This is a genomic window from Arthrobacter sp. SLBN-83, assembly GCF_006715285.1.
GTDB lineage: Bacteria > Actinomycetota > Actinomycetes > Actinomycetales > Micrococcaceae > Arthrobacter.
Genome location: NZ_VFMX01000001.1, coordinates 511,569 through 528,586, shown reverse-complemented (window position 1 = coordinate 528,586; position 17,018 = coordinate 511,569). Strand labels below are relative to the sequence as shown.

The following is a 17,018-nucleotide window of genomic DNA, read 5'->3' as shown; positions in this document are numbered from 1 at the left end:
GCTGGATGACGGATCTGATCGACACTACGGAGATGTACCTCAGGACCATCCTGGAGCTTGAGGAAGAAAACATCGTTGCCCTCCGGGCCCGTATTGCCGAGCGCCTGCGCCACTCCGGCCCCACCGTCTCCCAGACCATCGGAAGGATGGAGCGCGACGGGCTCGTTGTGGTCTCCGGCGACAGGCATCTGGAACTCACGGACACCGGCCGCAAGCGGGCCACCGAAGTGATGCGCAAGCATCGGCTGGCCGAACGCCTGCTGGCGGACGTCATCGGGCTGGATTGGGCCTACGTCCACGACGAAGCCTGCCGCTGGGAACATGTGATGAGTGAGCGGGTGGAGCGGCGCATCTACGAGATGCTGGACCACCCCACCGAGTCCCCGTACGGCAACCCCATTCCCGGCCTTGCCGCGCTGGGCGGCCAGCCGGCCCCCGGCTTCGGTGACGGCGCCATCAGCCTGGTGGAGGCGATGAAGAGCTATGCGCCGGCGTCGGGCGTGACCATCAGCCGCCTCGCGGAACCGATCCAGGTGGAGCCGGAGCTGCTGGCGCAGCTGGACGAAGGCGGAATCCGGCCCGGGGCTGCCGTGGCGCTGGAACGCGTGGGCGATTACATCTCGGTGCGGGTGGCCGGGATTGAAGGAGCGCTGGAGCTTCCGCCCGAGGTGGCCGCACATGTCTTTGTGGCCATCGAACAGGGCTAAAGCCGGGCTGCCATACCCCGCGCCTGCCCTTCAACGCAAAGATAACGGAATTGTTACCAAGGGTCTTAAGCCCCTATAGTAGAACCAGTCGTTGAAACTTAAGCGTTACCTGATCCGGAGCCGAGCTCTGCCAGCGGGTCAGGTGCACGAGTCGTTACTGGCAGAGGCGGGGGAACCACAATCGGCAGCGGGGGACTGCCTTGGGGTGAAGTCCGTCAGCAGCAAGCCTCTCCAGTGAAGGATTCTTCCGGGAATACCCCTGCGCAGAAGCTTGCCCCTGGCGGGCCGGGTCTTTGATCTCTCTGACCCGAATCCGACAGCTAACTCCGCAGGCTTCTCCAGAGAGGAACCCTTCTTGACCATGCAGACCCCCCGGGGACGCCGCCGTGCTGCCGGCCCCCCTTCGGCGCCGCGGGTTGTCGAAGCTGCCGCAGCGGAGCGTCCCCGCGACCTCCATCGCGACGCCCGCCGCCGCCGGGGTCCGTTCCGCCAGATGACGGAGTTTGCCGCTGCCAGCGGCATAGGTCAGAAGGCCGGCATTGCCCTTGCGGCCACCGGCCTGGTGCTGACCGTAACCGTGCCTGCCACGAGTCCCGTCATGGCCACTGACACCGCCGGTAGCTCCCCGGTGGCAGCCTCTTCCGTAACGCCCCAGCCCCAAATCTCCGCCGATATCGGTGCCCAGATCGACTTCAGCCGCTCGGCAGTGGTGACCCAGGCGGACCCGGACGGAAAGCTGAAGCAACTCCTGAGTGCCCAGTCGGCCGGCTCCGTAACGCGCGCCGCGTCAGCCGGCACCCTGGCCGCACCGCTGGCCTCGCTTGTCACCGCTTCCCCCTTCGGCTACCGGGTCAGTCCCATCACCGGTGGTTCGGGCGACTTCCACCGGGGCCAGGACTTCGTGGCGCAGTGCGGGACCTCCGTCCTGGCCGCTGCCACCGGGACCGTGACCTTCGCGGGCTGGCATCAGTTCGGCGGCGGAAACCGGGTTGTCATTGACCACGGAAACGGGCTGGAAACCACGTACAACCACCTGTCATCCTTCAACGTCAAGGTGGGGCAGACCGTGTCCCGTGGGGACGTTGTGGCGCTGAGCGGCACAACCGGCGCGTCCACCGGCTGCCACCTGCACTTCGAGGTCCAGGTCAACGGCGAAGTGGTCGATCCCATGGGCTGGTTGTAACCGAATGATTGTCCACTCTCAGATCGCTGTGACCCGCCGTGACCTGAATGTGACATTGAAACAAAACTGCTGTACCGTCTAACTCGCGTCAACTTTTCCGAAGTTGACGCTCTTGAGTGGATTGCCTAACTCTGCCACCGCTCAAGGTCCGTTCGCATTTCATCGTCTGGCAGGGGCGGGGGAACCAATTTTGGCCTTCATCCAGAAGGCCTTGGGGTTAAGTCACAAGCTTCCCAGGAAGCAGCGTGGCCGGGTGACTCCCATCCGAATCCGACAGCTCACCTCGCAGGCATTGGGAGAGGCTACCTTCGTGTCTTCACGCCATAATTCTGCGCGCCACCGTGCGCAAACGGTTCGCACCAACCCCTTGGATGCCGTGTCCAAGGCCGTGAGTGCAAATGCCGGGACCGTAGGCCGCCAGGCTGCCGTTGTGGCAGCCGCATCGGGCCTCATCCTGAGCATGGGCCTGCCGGCCACCGCTGCAGACACCACTGCCGGTGTCTCAGCTTCCACCGAATCCGGTTCGGCCCAGACGGCCCTCGCCGTCACCGCTGCCCCCACGGCCACAGTTTCCTTCGAGCGTCCCGTGGTCAAGACCACTGCTGCTCCAAAGGTGGAAGCTGTGCGTACGCAGTCCACCGACACGGCAAACCGCACCGCTACTGCTGCCGCCGCCGCCGGCCAGGACGCCTCCCCGGTCACCAAGACCGCCGAGACCGTGTCCTCCGCAGCCACCTCAGGCATCGCAGCCATCGCCTACACCGGCATCGGCCACTCGTACGTGTGGGGCGGCACCAGCCCCGTCACCGGCTGGGACTGCTCCGGTTTCGTGCAGTGGGTTTACGCCCAGGCCGGCATCAGCATTCCCCGCACCAACGCGTGGAGCATCATGACCCCCACCTCCGCACCGCAGCCCGGTGACCTGGTTGTCCAGAACGGCGGCGCGCACGTTGGCATCTACGTCGGCAACGGCATGATGATCAGCGCACTCAACCCCTCGCAGGGCACGCTGCTCCACTCGCCTGCAGCCACCGGTACCTCGTCGTACTACCACCTCAACAAGTAGTTCTTGGGCTCCATGCTCCAAGGGCTATTTCTTTGCCCAAAGCTTTTTCGCTAGAAACCACATCCCCGTTCGGGACGCGCCGGCGTACCCCCAAGATGCCGGCGCGTCTATGACCCTTTGCCTGCCTACACGCGGTCGCAAGGAAAACGAAAGAGAGAACTGATGACGACTCGTGCTACCGCACGGCACCGCGCCGAGGTCACCAAGACCAACTCGATCGCTGTCATTGCCAAGGCTGTCAGCGACAACGCCGGCGGCATGGGCCGCCAGGCCGCGGTCATTGCCGCTGCTTCCGGTTTGGTCCTGACCAGCGGCATTGCGGCGAACGCCGCCGACGCAAACGTCAAGCGCGACTCCGCTCCCGCCTCCGCGCTGGAAGTTGAATCCGCGGTCGACGCCCCGATTTCCGCCGCTTCCACCATTGCCATCAGCTTTGAGAAGCCCGCTGTGACCACCACGCCGGCCCCGGTCGTCGAGCCGGAGCCCCAGGTTGAAGTGCAGGAAGCTGCCCCTGCTCCCGCCGCGGAGCCTGCTGCCCAGCCCGTTGCCGCTCCCAAGGTCACGGCCAAGGTTGCCACCGCCACTGCCCCGGCCGCTCCTGCAGCCCAGGCTTCCGCCAGCGGCAAGGGTGCCGCAATCCTCTCGGCCGCCTACGCCCAGCTCGGCGTCCACCAGGACTGCACCATGCTGGTGACCAACGCCTTGGCCGCCGTCGGCATCCACTTCCACGACTGGCCCGCCGGGTACCTGTCCCTCGGTGACACTGTGCCCGCCTCCCAGGCCCAGCCCGGTGACCTGATCTACTACGCCGATGGTGGCGGAGGAATGGCACACATCGCTGTCTACGCCGGAAACGGCATGGCCGTACATGGTGGCTTCAACGGCAACGACACCGTAGTCTTCAGTGCAAACGTGGGCTCCGGACCGGTGTTCATCCACGTCAGGTAAGCACCCCACGTCCGGCACAGGCGACAGCCCGTGCCTAATGTCCAAGGACCCCCGCCCTCGTGGCGGGGGTCCTGTGCTTTTTAAGGCAGTTCCCGCAGGCGGGGACGGCCTCCCGGCGTCGCCGTTTTCCGGGACGGTACCAGGGCGGCGATTACCTGATTTTGCACTTCTCTGTTTACTCTTGTGATGTCGATCCATAGCCCGGACATGCCGAGGGCAGCCGGCCCTCGTGCCCCTGACGGGTGCGGCCGTGAAGAGGTAAGTGCATGCGCACTCTCGTTCTGAATGCTGGATATGAACCGCTGGCGGTTATTACTTTCCGCCGGGCGCTGGTGCTTGTGCTCACGGGCAAGGCGAGCGTCGTGGCCGAGGGGGACGACCCCGTGGTGGGGCCCACCGACGTCCTGGGCCGTCCGTCCGTGATCCTCCTCAACCGGTACATCCGGCCCCGATACAACCATTCCACGGCTGTCAGCCGCAGGGGTGTGCTCAGACGCGACGGCCATAAGTGCGCGTACTGCGGCAAAGCGGCGCACACCATCGATCATGTCCACCCTAAATCCCGGGGCGGGGCTGACTCGTGGGAGAACCTGGTGGCCGCCTGCCTCCGCTGCAACAACGTCAAGGGCGACCACACGCCGGCCGAGATGGGCTGGACGCTTCGGTTCGTGCCCGAGCCTCCGCGCGGCACCATCTGGCAGATCAAGGAACTGGAGAAGCCTACCCCCGCGTGGGATCCGTTCCTTCTTCCCGAACGCGCTGCCTGACCCCGGTCCTGGGGAAACGGCGTGATTCCTGCGCCGGCCGGTGGTTAGGCTGGGGGAGTGCAAGAGAAGAGCCTGGCTTTTGATGCCTTGATTCTGGCCGGTGGAAGGTCATCGCGGCTGGGCGGCGTACCCAAGCAGTCCCTTGTCTTCCGCGGCCAGACGCTTCTGGAACGGGCGCTGGATGCTGCAGCCGGTGCCCGTCGGACTGTCGTCGTCGGCGACAGCGGCTTCCTGCCATCCCAGGGCACTGCATCACACCCGGTATCCCCATCACTCCCGGTATCCCCGGCCAACTGGCCGCCCGGCGTGCTCAGGTGCCGGGAGGAGCCGCCCTTGGCAGGGCCCGCGGCTGCCATCGCGGCCGGCCTGGACGCCCTGGCGAGAAATGGCGGAGATGCACCCTTTACCTTGGTGCTGGCCTGCGACATGCCGCTGGCGTCCGAAGCTGTGGCTGTGTTGTGGGAGGCGCTTTCTGCGTCTGCCGCCCGCCCCCAGGGAGGCGGTGGAGGCGGCATGATGGCCCGGTCCGGCGACGGGAGGGCACAGCCCCTGGCGGCTTTTTACAGCACGCCTGGGTTAAAACAAGCGTGTGCGGAGTTGGCCGCCCGCAACGGGTTGGTGAACGGCTCTGTGCGGGCTCTCCTTGCTAGTCTGGACGTGCAGCTTGTCACAGTCCCCGCCGGGTCCACCTCCGATGTGGATACCTGGGACGATGCTGCCGCGCTGGGGATTGCCGCCGGGACCCAGCGTGAAAGCACGGATCCAAGCGCGGGCGGAACTAACGTGGGAGGCAAGTCGTGAAAAGCCAGGACGAAACGCTGGAAGAATGGTGCAGGTCCCTTCTCCAGGCGTACAAGCTTGAGGACGTCCAGGTAGACATCAACGCAGTGCTGGCACTCGCCGGCGTTGCCGCCCATGCCGTTGTCCGGCCGGCCGCTCCGCTTACCACCTTCATTGCCGGCTTTGCCGCAGGCCTGGCTGCCGCTCCCGGCAGGGAGCTGGACGCGGCCTCCATGGACGCGGCGTTGGCCGTTGCCCGTTCCCTGGCAGCTGACTACGACGCTGAAGCCGCCGGGACTCCCGGCGAATGACTGCAGAAACCCGGAGCGATCCGGCGGAGCCGCCCGGTCCTGGCCCGGAGGACGCCGGCCCGGGAGAAACCGCCCCGGAGGAAAGCGGTACGGCTGACGCCGGATCCGGCAACAGGGAGCCGGGCGAAGCCGAACCCGGGCGCCCCCACCACCACCACCTGGCACACACGTGGGAAGAGGCCAGGCAGGCTGCCTACGATGCGGCCACCCCGATTCCTCCCGGCCCCGTGGCCCTGAACATTGCCCTGGGCCGGAAACTTGACCAGGACATCGTGGCACTCCAGGACATGCCGCACTATGCGTCCTCGGCCATGGACGGATGGGCAGTCAATGGAAGCGGCCCATGGATCCCGGTGGAGCCGGGCACCCGGCTGGCGCCGCACCAGGCCAGTCCCATTGCCACCGGTGGCCTCATCCCCGCAGGCGGCAAAGCGGTCCTCCGTACCGAGAGCGCAGTCCTCGGCCAGGACGATGAAGGCCCGGTGGTGATGTTGGGAGGCAAGGCCCGGCCGGGCGAACCCCGCGCGGGTGAACACGTCAGAAAGGCAGGGGAGGAAGCCCTTGAAGGAGACATCCTGGTCAAGGCCGGGGTGGAACTGAACCCGGCACACCTGGCCCTTGCGGCGCTGGCAGGCTACGACGAAGTGCAAGTTGAGGGCAAGCCGGTGGTGCGTCTGGTGCTGACCGGATCCGAGGTTGTGGAACGCGGTACCCCGGTTCCCGGCCAGGTGCGCGATACGTTCGGCCCGCAACTGCCGGCGGTGGTTGCCATGCTCGGAGGTATCCATGCCGGGCAGCAGCGGATCGGCGACTCGTATGCGGAATGGCTTGCTGCGCTCGAAGACGTGCTGCCGGAGGTGCCGGACGCGCCCGACCTGCCGGCCGACGTCGTTATTACCACCGGGGGCACCGGGCGCTCAGGCACAGACCACCTCCGGCGGGCCGTTGCAGAACTCGGCGGGCGGCTCATCATCGACGGCGTGGCAATGCGGCCCGGCCACCCCGCCGTCCTGGCCGAACTGCCGGACGGCCGCTTTGTCCTTGGGCTCCCCGGCAACCCGCTCGCAGCCATGATGGCCCTTTCCACCGTCGGTGCCCCCTTGTTCGCCGCCTTGGGGCACCGGGCCATGCCCACCGTGCAGGAAGTACCGTGCGGAACCATGATCGAAGCTGATCCTGGACGCACCCGCCTGATGCCCTTCCGGCTGCTATACGGAATGGCTTCCCCTGCGCAGCACACAGGCCCCGGCATGATGCGCGGCCTGGCCGCTGCCGACGGTGTGCTGGTGGTGCCGCCGCACGGCGTGCAGCTGGGCGAGTTGGTGCCGGCATTCGCGCTGCCTTGGGGGCCGCCCATCGCGCCGCCAAAAGAAGGGGCGGCCAAAGCCAAACCGAGAAACAACGCCCGGGCCGGGCAGGCCAAGGGTAAACCGGCATCCAACGGGCCCGTGGACTGGAGCGCGCTGCTGGGTTGAAGCTGAAACTCCCGTTCCGGCCTGTTGCGTTGGGCCTCTGCGCTGTGCGCCTCGGGACTGAGGGAGGTCCCGTTGGTGCCATGATGGAGTAATGAACAGGCAGGGTGGAATATGGGACGCCTAACCCAGCGCCGCAAGGTGCACAAGTATGTCCTGGACGGTTCGCCGGCCGCCCTGGAGTACCCGGTCCGGCACCGCGAAGACGTCCTGGCTGTGGAGGAACCGCTCGAGATCCGGTTGGGCAGTCTTTCCTACTCAGTCACCATGCGCACCCCGGGGGACGACTTTGACCTGGTGGCAGGGTTCCTGGTGTCCGAGGGCGTCATCTGGGCGCCTGAACAGCTGGTATCGCTGCGGTTCTGCGCCGGCGAGGACGAGAACGGGGTCCAGACGTTCAACGTGGTGGAGGCGCAGCTGCGGCCGGATGTCCCACTTCCCGATACCGGCCGCAAGGTCTACACGTCCAGTTCCTGCGGAATCTGCGGCACGGATTCCATCGAGGCGGTCCAGAAATCGTCCCACTTCAGCCCGCAGGCGGATCCGTTGACGGTGGACGCAAAAGTCCTGGCATCCCTGCCGGCGCTGCTGCGGAAGTCCCAGCGCGTCTTTGACGATACCGGGGGCGTTCACGCGGCAGGCCTTTTCACAATTGAGGACGACGGCGGGCCGCGGCTCCTGTGCCTGCGCGAGGACGTCGGGCGGCACAACGCCGTGGACAAAGTGGTGGGTTGGGCACTGCGCGAAGGCCTCCTGCCGCTGGCCGGAACGGTCCTCCAAGTGTCTGGACGGGCCTCCTTCGAACTGGTACAGAAAGCCGCCCTCGCAGGAATTCCAGTCCTGTCCGCCGTCAGCGCCCCCTCAAGCCTGGCTGTGGAACTGGCCGAGGCCAACGGGCTGACGGTGGCCGGATTCAGCCGGGGCACCAGTTTCAACGTCTACACCGGTGACGTGCGGATCCTGCGGCCCGAACCGGCCCTGCCCGCAGCGCAGGGGCCCGCTGCATAGGGCCGCCTGCACTGCCGGGACAGCCGGCGGATAACTGCAAAAGGGGTTGGTTGCAGTGCCGCCAGCGGGTAGATTTGTCCATCGAATGGACACGATGATCCAGTCACAAGCCTAAAGAGGACATATATTGCATGACGACCGCAGGATCACGGAAGTCCGCCTGGCAAGGTTTGTGCGTGAGCGCATCGGCCCCGCTGTCTACGGCAGGTCGGTCCCGCTTGCCCTAAGCAGCTGGGAAGTTCCGGACGAACCTGTCCCCGCACTCGAGGCGATGCGGCAGGAGTTCCAGCCCCAGGAGCAGGGCGCCTCGTGGGGCAGGCCCTGGGGCACCACGTGGCTGCGGCTGCAGGGGGAGGTCCCCGAATCCTGGGGCGGCGGCCCGGACACCGCTGTGGAGGTGGTGGTGGACCTGGGGTTCACTACCGAAGCGCCCGGCTTCCAGTGCGAGGGCATTGCCTGGCGGTCCGACGGCAGTATCATCAAGGCCATCTCCCCCCGCAACCAGTACATCCCCCTGAAGCTGCTGGGCAGTGGCATGGCGGTGGACTTCTACGTGGAGGCGGCCGCGAACCCGGACATGGCACAGGGCTGGACCTTCGCCGCCACTCCTCTGGGCGACAAGGCCACTGCAGGGGGAGCGCCCCAGTACCGGCTGGGCAACATCGCCATCGCTGAACTCAACCAGTGCGTGTGGGAACTCCAGCAGGACGTCTGGACGCTGTCCGGTCTCATGGAACAACTCCCCCTTGAGCTTCCACGGCGCCATGAGATCCTCCGGGCCCTCGAACGCATGATGGACGTGATGGACCCCGACGACGTTGCCGGGACCGCTGCGGCGGGGCGGCAGGCCCTCGCCGACGTCCTGACCAGGCCCGCTTACGCATCGGCACACGAGCTGGTTGTCACGGGTCATGCGCATATTGACTCTGCATGGCTGTGGCCGGTCCGGGAAACCATCCGCAAATGCGCCAGGACCTTTTCCAATGTGGTGGCCCTGATGGACGAAGACCCCAACTTTGTCTTCTCCTGTTCATCCGCGCAGCAGTTGGCCTGGATCAAGGAACTGTACCCGGAGCTGTTCAGCCGCATCCGGGAAAAGGTGCAGGCTGGACAGTTCGTCCCCGTGGGCGGCATGTGGGTGGAGTCGGACACCAACATGCCTGGTGGCGAAGCCATGGCCAGGCAGTTCGTGGAGGGCAAAAGCTTCTTCCTGGCGGAGTTTGGCGTCGAGTGCCGGGAGGCCTGGCTGCCGGACTCGTTCGGATACAGTGCCGCCCTGCCCCAAATCGTCAAAGCTGCCGGCAGCAGCTGGTTCCTTACCCAGAAGATCTCCTGGAACCAGACCAACAGGATGCCGCACCACACCTTCAACTGGGAGGGGATCGACGGCACCCGGCTGTTCACGCACTTCCCGCCGGTGGACACCTACAACTCGGACCTCAGCGGCCGGGACCTGGCGCACGCCGAGCGCAACTACCGGGACCACGGCCGCGGCTCCGTCTCTTTGGTGCCGTTCGGTTACGGCGACGGGGGTGGCGGCCCCACCCGGGAGATGCTCGCCGCTGCCGCCCGCACCGCGGACCTGGAAGGATCACCGAAGGTCAGGATCGGTTCGGCCGAGAGCTTCTTCCGTCAGGCCGAGGCAGAGTACCAGGCCCTGCCCGTCTGGGTGGGGGAGATGTACCTGGAGCTGCACCGCGGCACGTACACCAGCCAGGCCCGCACCAAGAAGGGCAACAGGCGCAGCGAGCACCTGCTGCGGGAAGCGGAACTGTGGTGCGCCACCGCCGCGGTCCGGAGCGGGGGTACTTTCGAGTATCCGGCCGCCGAACTCAAGCGCCTCTGGCAGCTGGTGCTGCTGCAGCAGTTCCATGACATCCTTCCCGGGAGCTCCATCGCCTGGGTCCACCAGGACGCCGAGCGGAACTACCAGGCGATCGAAACTGCCCTTGAGGCACTGATCGGCCAGGCCGCTGCCGCGATGCTGGGTTCCGGTGACCGGCAGTTCCTGCTGAACGCAGCTCCGCACACCCGCAACGGGGTCCCCGCGCTGGCCGCGGCTGAAACCGTGGCGTTCCAGGAACCGGCACAGGCCACGCCGAAGGACGGCGGCTACATCCTGGACAACGGGATCATCCGGGCGGTGGTGGATTCCGACGGGCTCCTGTCCTCCCTGCAGGACCATGCCAGTGGCCGCGAAGCGATCGCTCCCGGCCAGCGCGGCAACCTGCTGGAGCTGCACCGGGACACTCCCAATGAGTGGGATGCCTGGGATATCGACGAGTTCTATCGGCGCAACGTCACGCCGCTGGTCAAGGCAGAGTCGGTCCGTCTTGCGAGTGAAGGCGGCAGTGCGGTGGTGGTCGTGGAGCGGGCGGCAGGCATGTCGAAGCTGACGCAGCGCATCACATTGGCGCCTGGCAGTCCGTCACTGGAAATCATCACGACGGTGGACTGGCAGGAGCGCGAAAAGCTGCTGAAACTTGGCTTCGCCCTGGACGTGCGGGCAGACCGGTCGGCTGCCGAAACGCAGTTCGGCCACGTTTTCCGGCCCACCCATACCAACACGTCCTGGGAGGCGGCGAAGTTCGAAATCTGCGCCCACCGGTGGATCCATGTGGGCGAACCCGGCTACGGCGTGGCGGTCTCCAACTCAAGCACATACGGCCACGATGTTGGCAGGAGCGTCAGGGAATCCGACGGCGGCACCACCACCACGGTGCGGCTCTCCCTGCTGCGGGCGCCGAAGTTTCCCGACCCGGAGGCCGACCGCGGCCGCCACGAGCTGACCGTGGCCATCCGGCCTGGTGCCGGTATTGCGGACGCTGTCCAGGAGGGGTACCGCGTCAACCTGCAGCCGAGGCTGGTCCGGGGTGCCTTTCCGGTGGAGCCGCTCTTCAGCGTCAGCAATCCGGCCTTGGTGATCGAAGCCGCGAAGCTGGCCCAGGACGGTTCGGGAGACGTGGTGGTGCGGCTTTACGAGTCTTTGGGGCAGCGCTCTGCGGGAAGCATTACGGCCAATTTCCCAGTGCGGAACGTTCTTGCCACGGACCTCCTGGAACGCGTCACTGAAGCCCCCGGCGTCGCAACAGCCGACGGCGGGGCCGAGCTGAGGCTGCGGCCGTTCCAGTTGGTGACATTGAGGTTCGCCCGGAAGTAGGGGCCCTGGAAGGTTCTTGGGCAGGTACGAGGATATTTCGAGCGTGGAAGTCCTTGTATCTGCCCGGGACCTCATAGAGCCGGTGGGGGTATGCTTTCGCGAAAGAGCCGTTAAACAGGCTGAGTGGGGGCGGTCCCCAACGATCCGCCACCACTCATCCCCCCAATGTGCGCAAAGGCCCCCGGGGCGGCCGGCATTTCAGAATTTATCCCCGTTCGAAAATGCCAGGCGGCCCCGCCTTCACACATTCATGATTGTTTCACATTCTAATGATTTTGTGAAAGCCGCAGAAGGTTACGTTTCGGTAGATGTCTTTTGACGGGCCGCGCCCCGCCCGTTGACCACGCGTGCAGCCCAGATGAGGGCCAGTCCGATGACAAAACACAGGATGGCGGTGTAGTTGATGATGAACTCAATCTGGCCGAGTTCGGGCGGAATCACCGGGAACAGCAGCGTCAGGGCGACCGCTACGCCGCCCAGGGCCAGCAACGCTGCGCCGATGCGCACCAGTACCGGAAGGCGGTCCTGCGCAGCCCGGACCAAGGCCGGAACCAATGCCAGGGCCACGTAGGCGGGGTAGGCCCGGCCGGCTGCACCGTAGTACTCAACCAGCGCAAAGTGGCGGGCATCCTTGGCGGAGACGGCTTTCAGGCCTGCCGAGGAGCCGGCAGTGTCCATGGAGAAAAACAGTGCCACCATCACAACTGAGATAACGAGGAGGACCAGCATGCCGGTCCTTCCGGTGATGTACCGGTGGGCGCTCTCCGCGCTGAACCCCCGGGAAATGCGGATGCCCATGAAGAAGATGACGCCGAAAATCACGAACCGCAGCAGCAGGTTGGCCAGGTTGATGCCGCCCAGTGCCTGGTCGATCACAAGGTAGGGTCCATTGATGCTCAGCAGGATGGCCAGCGTCATCGAGGCGAAGATGCCGAACAGAGAGCGGTTCTCGCCGCGGAGGGTGCTGGGGATGCGGGCCACCGAGACGAGGGCGCAAACCGCCAGCGTGGTCCATTGAAGTGTTTCGATCATCCCAGGTTCTCCCATATCTTTTCTGTCTGCGCTTGGTCCTGCTCCTGCCGGCGCAGCACTTTCCCCAATGCCTGAAGCCGTTCCCCGGCCAGTACGGTGAGCTCCCCGTCCGAGAGGCTCTCCAGGGCCGCCTGCCGCGCCCCGGGTGGCCAGCCCGCCTCTTCCTCGGTGATGATGCCCGTGGCCACCAGGCCGCCGGCCGGTCCAACCCCGGCGGCCAGTGCCGTGGCCACGGCGAGCTCGGGGGACAGCCGGTTTGCCGTCAACTGGGCGGAGTAGTTTTGCGGGGCCACCCCGGTGGCAGCCGAAACGCGGTGCCTGACCTCGCCGTCGTCAATTGCATCAACCCAGTTCTTCACTGAGGTGGCGTGCGGAGTGGGACCCAGTGCGGGGGTGGATGCTCCCCTTGCAGGCTCCATGGCCGGCCGCGCCAGGAGCGCGCGCAGAAGGTCCGCCGTGGAGATCTGGCTTACCAGCTCGCTGCGCATAGGCGGGCGCTGCGGGCCCGAAAGGACGCTGTATGCGTCGAAACCGGCCAACCCTGCAACAGGATTGATGTTGTAGGCGCGGCTGACGCTGACCACGGTGCTCACGGAGACCTTGCCCCGGACCAGTTGCTGGGCGAGGGTGGTCCGCTTGATCCCCGAGACCCGGCAGACGTCAGCGGTGCTGGCATCGGGTGCGATGCTTTGCAGCCAGCGCTGGAACGCCTTGGCGGAAAGGGTCATGGAGGACTCTCTGCAGAATGGGTGGTCCGGACGATTTTACCGTGCCGCCACGGACAAACGCCCTGCCGGCGTCGCGCGGGCGCCGTACGGCCGATTTTGCCCTTGGCCCAGATTCGTCTATAGTTGATGGTCGAGCCCGCTGGTCCGTACACCCCCCAAGTCCGGACCAGCGGGTTCTTCTATGTCCAGCAGCCCCAGCGGCGCCGCGGCCCTGTTTTTGCCGCCTCTGCCGGCCGTCAATGGCTGCCCGGGCAGCGGCGAAAGGACGAATCGATGACTGCAACCCTTGTTGCCAAGGATGTCTCGGGAGGCCATGGGCACCGCGTGCTCTTTTCAGGGCTCTCGCTGACGGTGGCCCCCGGCGACGTGGTGGGTGTCGTGGGCGCCAACGGTGCTGGAAAATCGACGCTGCTGCGACTCCTTGCCGGAGTCGACCAGCCGCAGGAAGGCTCAGTGAGCCTTGCGCCCTCTGATGCCTTTGTCGGCTGGCTGCCCCAGGAACATGAGCGGATCCCCGGTGAAACGGTGGCCGCCTACATCGCCCGGCGGACAGGCTGCGCCGACGCGACCCGTGAGATGGAATCCACGGCGGAAGCCCTGGGCTCAGGCGCTCCCGGAACCGATGATGCCTACTCCCGTGCCTTCGACCGGTGGATGGCCTCCGGGGCCGCGGATTTGGACGACCGCATCCCGGCGGTGCTCGCGGACCTGGGCCTGGATGCGGGTCCCGGTGCCCTGATGACGGGGCTTTCCGGCGGCCAAGCGGCACGCGTGGCCCTGGCCGCCCTCCTGCTGAGCCGCTTCGATGTGGTGCTGCTCGACGAGCCCACCAACGACCTTGACCTCGCCGGCCTGGCCACCCTTGAAAACTTCGTGACCGGTTTGCGCGGGGGAGTGGTGCTGGTCAGCCATGACCGCGAGTTCCTGGCCCGATGCGTCACCCGGGTGGTGGAGCTGGACCTGGCACAGAACAGCGTGGCCGTCTACGACGGCGGCTACGACGCCTTCCTTGAGGAACGGGCCGTCGCACGCCGGCATGCCCGCGAAAAGTATGAGGAGTTTGCCTCCACCAAGGCGGACCTGGTGTCCCGTGCGCGGACACAGCGCGAGTGGAGCTCGCAGGGCGTCCGGAACGCGATGAAGAAGAACCCGGACAACGACAAGATCCGGCGCGCTGCCAGTACCGAGTCTGCGGAGAAGCAGGCGCAGAAGGTCCGGCAGATGGAGTCGCGCATCGCCCGCCTGGACGTGGTGGAGGAGCCCCGGAAGGAATGGCAGCTCCAGTTCAGCATCGGCCAGGCACCCCGCTCCAGCGCCGTCGTCGCCACCCTCCGCAACGCAGTGGCACGGCAAGGCGACTTCACCCTGGGGCCGGTCAACCTCCAGCTCAACGGCGGGGAGCGCGTGGGCATCACCGGCCCCAACGGGGCGGGCAAGTCCACCCTCCTGCGCCTCCTGCTGGGAACCCAGGCACCGGACGACGGCGACGCCTCCATGGGTGCCTCCGTCGCCGTCGGCGAAATTGACCAGGCCCGCGGGCTGCTGGACGGCCGGCTGCCGCTGGGCGACGCCGTCGAAGCGGTGTTGAACGACTGGACGGGCGCCGACGTCCGCACGCTCCTGGCCAAGTTCGGCCTCAAGGCGGACCACACCGCACGGACCGTGGATTCCCTGTCGCCGGGGGAACGGACGCGGGCAGCGCTGGCGCTGCTCCAGGCGCGCGGCGTAAACCTGCTGGTGCTGGACGAACCCACCAACCACCTTGACCTGCCGGCCATCGAGCAGCTGGAAGAGGCCCTTGAAAGCTACGACGGGGCACTGCTGCTGGTCACCCACGACCGCCGCCTGCTGGAAAACGTTCGACTCGACTACCGGTGGCACCTGGACAACGGAAAAGTCCAGGAACTCCACCACACTGCAAGCCAGGAGAAGTAACCATGAGCATGGACCGCGTGGCCTGGAGCTCGCTCTACAACATCAGCACCGCAAAGAGCGCTTCCAAGCCGTTCTCGAAGGAAACCCTGAAGCGGGTGCTGGGCTTCGCTGCCCCGCACAAGGGCAAGCTCATCGCTTTCGTGCTCTCCTCCATCGCGGCGGCCGTTTTGGCCGTCGCCACCCCGGTGCTCGCCGGCCAGGTGGTTGACGCCATCATCGCCAAGACCGATGCCGGTACCGTGATCTGGCTGGCCGTGCTGATCGCCATCGTGGCCGTGGGCGAAGCGGGAGTGGGACTGCTGACCCGCTGGCTGTCCTCGACCATCGGCGAAGGCGTCATCGTGGACCTGCGCACCAGGGTGTTCGACCACGTGCAGCGCATGCCCATCGCCTTCTTCACCCGCACCCGGACAGGAGCACTGGTCAGCCGCCTCAACAACGACGTCATTGGGGCACAGTCCGCTTTTGCCGGTACCCTGTCCGGCGTCGTGAGCAACTCCGTGGCGTTGATTCTGACCCTGGTCGTGATGCTCAACAAGTCCTGGCTCGTGACTGTCCTCGCCATGGTGCTGCTGCCGATCTTCCTGATCCCGGCCCGGCGGATGGGCTCCAAGCTGGCGGACCTGCGCCGGGAAGCAGCAGCGCACAACGCCGCCATGGGCACCCAGATGACGGAACGGTTCTCCGCGCCGGGCGCCACCCTGGTGAAGCTGTTCGGCCGCCCGGACGAGGAATCCCGCGAGTTCGCGGCCCGCGCCGGCCGCGTCCGCGACATCGGCGTCCGCATGGCGATGCTGCAGTTCACTTTTGTCACGGCCCTGACCCTGGTCTCGGCGCTCGCACTCGCGCTGGTCTACGGCCTGGGCGGCTGGCTCGCCCTGGGCGGCCAGCTGGCGCCCGGTGACGTGGTGGTCCTCGCGCTCCTCCTGACCCGTCTCTACGCTCCGCTGACAGCCCTTTCCAACGCCCGCGTGGAAGTCATGAGCGCGCTGGTCAGCTTTGAACGGGTCTTTGAGATCCTGGACCTGAAGCCGCTCATCCAGCAGAAGCCCGACGCCGTTCCGGTTCCGGCCGGACCCGTGTCCGTGGAGTTCGACAACGTCCGGTTCGCCTATCCCTCGGCGGACAAGGTCTCGCTGGCCTCCCTGGAGGAAGTCTCCACCCTGGACACCCGCGGCGGCGAGGAGGTGCTGCACGGCGTCAGCTTCCGGGTGGAACCCGGGCAGACGGTGGCCCTGGTGGGCTCCTCGGGTGCCGGCAAGTCCACCATCGCCCAGCTGCTGTCGCGGCTGTACGACGTCGACTCCGGCGCCGTGCGTCTTGGCGGCACCACGCCGGGGACCGGACTGGACGTCCGGGACGCCACCTTCGATTCGCTCCGGGACACCCTGGGCATGGTCACCCAGGACGGCCACCTGTTCCATGAGACCATCGCTTCCAACCTCCGGCTGGCCCGTCCCGACGCCACCGATGAGGACATGTGGGACGTCCTGCGGCAGGCCCGGCTGGAGGCCATGATCAGGTCCCTGCCGGACGGGCTGGAGACGGTGGTGGGGGAGCGCGGCTACCGGCTTTCGGGCGGCGAACGCCAGCGGCTGACCATCGCCCGGCTCCTGATCGCCCAGCCCCGCGTCGTCATCCTCGACGAGGCCACCGCGGCACTGGACTCCACGAACGAAGCCGCCGTGCAGGCAGCCCTGGGCGCCGCACTCGAGGGCCGGACCGCCGTCGTGATTGCGCACCGGCTCTCCACCGTCCGCGCAGCCGACGCCATCCTGGTGGTGGAGGGCGGCCGAATCGTGGAACGCGGAACCCACACGGAACTGCTGGCTGCCGACGGCCGCTACGCCGAGCTGTACCGGACGCAGTTTGCCGAGGCCACGGCGGTGGCGCAGGAGTCCGTCCCCGAGTTCTAGGGGCC

The 17,018-nt window shown here is 66.6% G+C and carries 14 protein-coding genes and 2 riboswitches; of the genes, 12 read left to right on the top strand and 2 right to left on the bottom strand.

Translation table 11 applies throughout. The features are described from left to right. Positions 1–5 precede the first annotated feature (5 nt). The 10 genes from FBY30_RS02345 to FBY30_RS02305 all read left to right on the top strand — a co-directional run bounded on the left by FBY30_RS02345 (position 6) and on the right by FBY30_RS02305 (position 11,402). Complete coding sequence (locus FBY30_RS02345) at positions 6–707, top strand: metal-dependent transcriptional regulator (protein ID WP_142131040.1); 702 nt, start codon at positions 6–8, stop codon at positions 705–707. Positions 708–846: 139 nt separating this feature from the next. Continuing rightward, a riboswitch (cyclic di-AMP (ydaO/yuaA leader) is annotated at positions 847–1,058 on the top strand. A gap of 10 nt (positions 1,059–1,068) precedes the next feature. Next, positions 1,069–1,890: a M23 family metallopeptidase gene (locus tag FBY30_RS02340; RefSeq protein WP_142134831.1), complete on the top strand. Its 822-nt coding sequence runs from the start codon at positions 1,069–1,071 to the stop codon at positions 1,888–1,890. Positions 1,891–2,018: 128 nt separating this feature from the next. After that, a riboswitch (cyclic di-AMP (ydaO/yuaA leader) is annotated at positions 2,019–2,196 on the top strand. A 70-nt stretch (positions 2,197–2,266) separates the two neighbouring features. Then, on the top strand, positions 2,267–2,956 hold the full coding sequence (locus tag FBY30_RS02335) for a C40 family peptidase (RefSeq protein ID WP_142134829.1): 690 nt from the start codon (positions 2,267–2,269) through the stop codon (positions 2,954–2,956). Positions 2,957–3,118: 162 nt separating this feature from the next. Then, positions 3,119–3,904 (top strand): NlpC/P60 family protein, encoded by a 786-nt coding sequence (locus FBY30_RS02330; RefSeq protein ID WP_142131038.1) that lies wholly within the window; start codon positions 3,119–3,121, stop codon positions 3,902–3,904. A 266-nt stretch (positions 3,905–4,170) separates the two neighbouring features. Next, positions 4,171–4,671 (top strand): HNH endonuclease, encoded by a 501-nt coding sequence (locus FBY30_RS02325; RefSeq protein ID WP_141943486.1) that lies wholly within the window; start codon positions 4,171–4,173, stop codon positions 4,669–4,671. 57 nt (positions 4,672–4,728) lie between these two features. Next, complete coding sequence (gene mobA, locus FBY30_RS02320) at positions 4,729–5,472, top strand: molybdenum cofactor guanylyltransferase (protein ID WP_235009308.1); 744 nt, start codon at positions 4,729–4,731, stop codon at positions 5,470–5,472. After that, positions 5,469–5,762: a DUF6457 domain-containing protein gene (locus FBY30_RS20915; RefSeq protein ID WP_235009307.1), complete on the top strand. Its 294-nt coding sequence runs from the start codon at positions 5,469–5,471 to the stop codon at positions 5,760–5,762. Before mobA ends, FBY30_RS20915 begins: the two co-directional genes overlap by 4 nt. Beyond that, positions 5,759–7,237 carry a molybdopterin molybdotransferase MoeA gene (locus FBY30_RS02315; RefSeq protein ID WP_142131036.1) on the top strand — a complete coding sequence of 493 codons (1,479 nt, stop codon included), beginning with the start codon at positions 5,759–5,761 and terminating at the stop codon, positions 7,235–7,237. Before FBY30_RS20915 ends, FBY30_RS02315 begins: the two co-directional genes overlap by 4 nt. Positions 7,238–7,348: 111 nt before the next feature. Continuing rightward, positions 7,349–8,242 (top strand): formate dehydrogenase accessory sulfurtransferase FdhD, encoded by an 894-nt coding sequence (fdhD, locus tag FBY30_RS02310; protein WP_142131035.1) that lies wholly within the window; start codon positions 7,349–7,351, stop codon positions 8,240–8,242. A gap of 127 nt (positions 8,243–8,369) precedes the next feature. After that, the gene (locus tag FBY30_RS02305) at positions 8,370–11,402 is read left to right on the top strand and encodes an alpha-mannosidase (protein WP_142131033.1); all 3,033 of its coding nucleotides are present in this window, start codon (positions 8,370–8,372) and stop codon (positions 11,400–11,402) included. 294 nt (positions 11,403–11,696) lie between these two features. Here the strand turns inward: FBY30_RS02305 and FBY30_RS02300 are convergent, their stop codons facing one another. Further along, the gene (locus FBY30_RS02300) at positions 11,697–12,434 is read right to left on the bottom strand and encodes a hypothetical protein (protein WP_142131031.1); all 738 of its coding nucleotides are present in this window, start codon (positions 12,432–12,434) and stop codon (positions 11,697–11,699) included. After that, on the bottom strand, positions 12,431–13,162 hold the full coding sequence (locus tag FBY30_RS02295) for a hypothetical protein (RefSeq protein ID WP_142131030.1): 732 nt from the start codon (positions 13,160–13,162) through the stop codon (positions 12,431–12,433). The genes FBY30_RS02300 and FBY30_RS02295 overlap by 4 nt, the downstream gene beginning before the upstream one ends. A 273-nt stretch (positions 13,163–13,435) precedes the next feature. Here FBY30_RS02295 and FBY30_RS02290 point away from each other — a divergent pair, with 273 nt between their 5' ends. Together FBY30_RS02290 and FBY30_RS02285 are read left to right on the top strand one after the other, a co-directional pair. Beyond that, positions 13,436–15,097: an ABC-F family ATP-binding cassette domain-containing protein gene (locus tag FBY30_RS02290; RefSeq protein WP_142131028.1), complete on the top strand. Its 1,662-nt coding sequence runs from the start codon at positions 13,436–13,438 to the stop codon at positions 15,095–15,097. 2 nt (positions 15,098–15,099) lie between these two features. Continuing rightward, positions 15,100–17,013, top strand: a complete 1,914-nt coding sequence (locus tag FBY30_RS02285; RefSeq protein ID WP_142131027.1) for an ABC transporter ATP-binding protein — start codon at positions 15,100–15,102, stop codon at positions 17,011–17,013. Positions 17,014–17,018: the final 5 nt, after the last annotated feature.

Coding starts and splice junctions, on each gene's coding strand:
- FBY30_RS02345 (WP_142131040.1), top strand. CDS start 6: ATGACGGATCTGATCGACACTACGGAGATGTACCTCAGGACCATCCTG.
- FBY30_RS02340 (WP_142134831.1), top strand. CDS start 1,069: ATGCAGACCCCCCGGGGACGCCGCCGTGCTGCCGGCCCCCCTTCGGCG.
- FBY30_RS02330 (WP_142131038.1), top strand. CDS start 3,119: ATGACGACTCGTGCTACCGCACGGCACCGCGCCGAGGTCACCAAGACC.
- FBY30_RS02325 (WP_141943486.1), top strand. CDS start 4,171: ATGCGCACTCTCGTTCTGAATGCTGGATATGAACCGCTGGCGGTTATT.
- FBY30_RS02315 (WP_142131036.1), top strand. CDS start 5,759: ATGACTGCAGAAACCCGGAGCGATCCGGCGGAGCCGCCCGGTCCTGGC.
- fdhD (WP_142131035.1), top strand. CDS start 7,349: ATGGGACGCCTAACCCAGCGCCGCAAGGTGCACAAGTATGTCCTGGAC.
- FBY30_RS02300 (WP_142131031.1), bottom strand. CDS start 12,434: ATGATCGAAACACTTCAATGGACCACGCTGGCGGTTTGCGCCCTCGTC.
- FBY30_RS02295 (WP_142131030.1), bottom strand. CDS start 13,162: ATGACCCTTTCCGCCAAGGCGTTCCAGCGCTGGCTGCAAAGCATCGCA.
- FBY30_RS02290 (WP_142131028.1), top strand. CDS start 13,436: ATGACTGCAACCCTTGTTGCCAAGGATGTCTCGGGAGGCCATGGGCAC.
- FBY30_RS02285 (WP_142131027.1), top strand. CDS start 15,100: ATGAGCATGGACCGCGTGGCCTGGAGCTCGCTCTACAACATCAGCACC.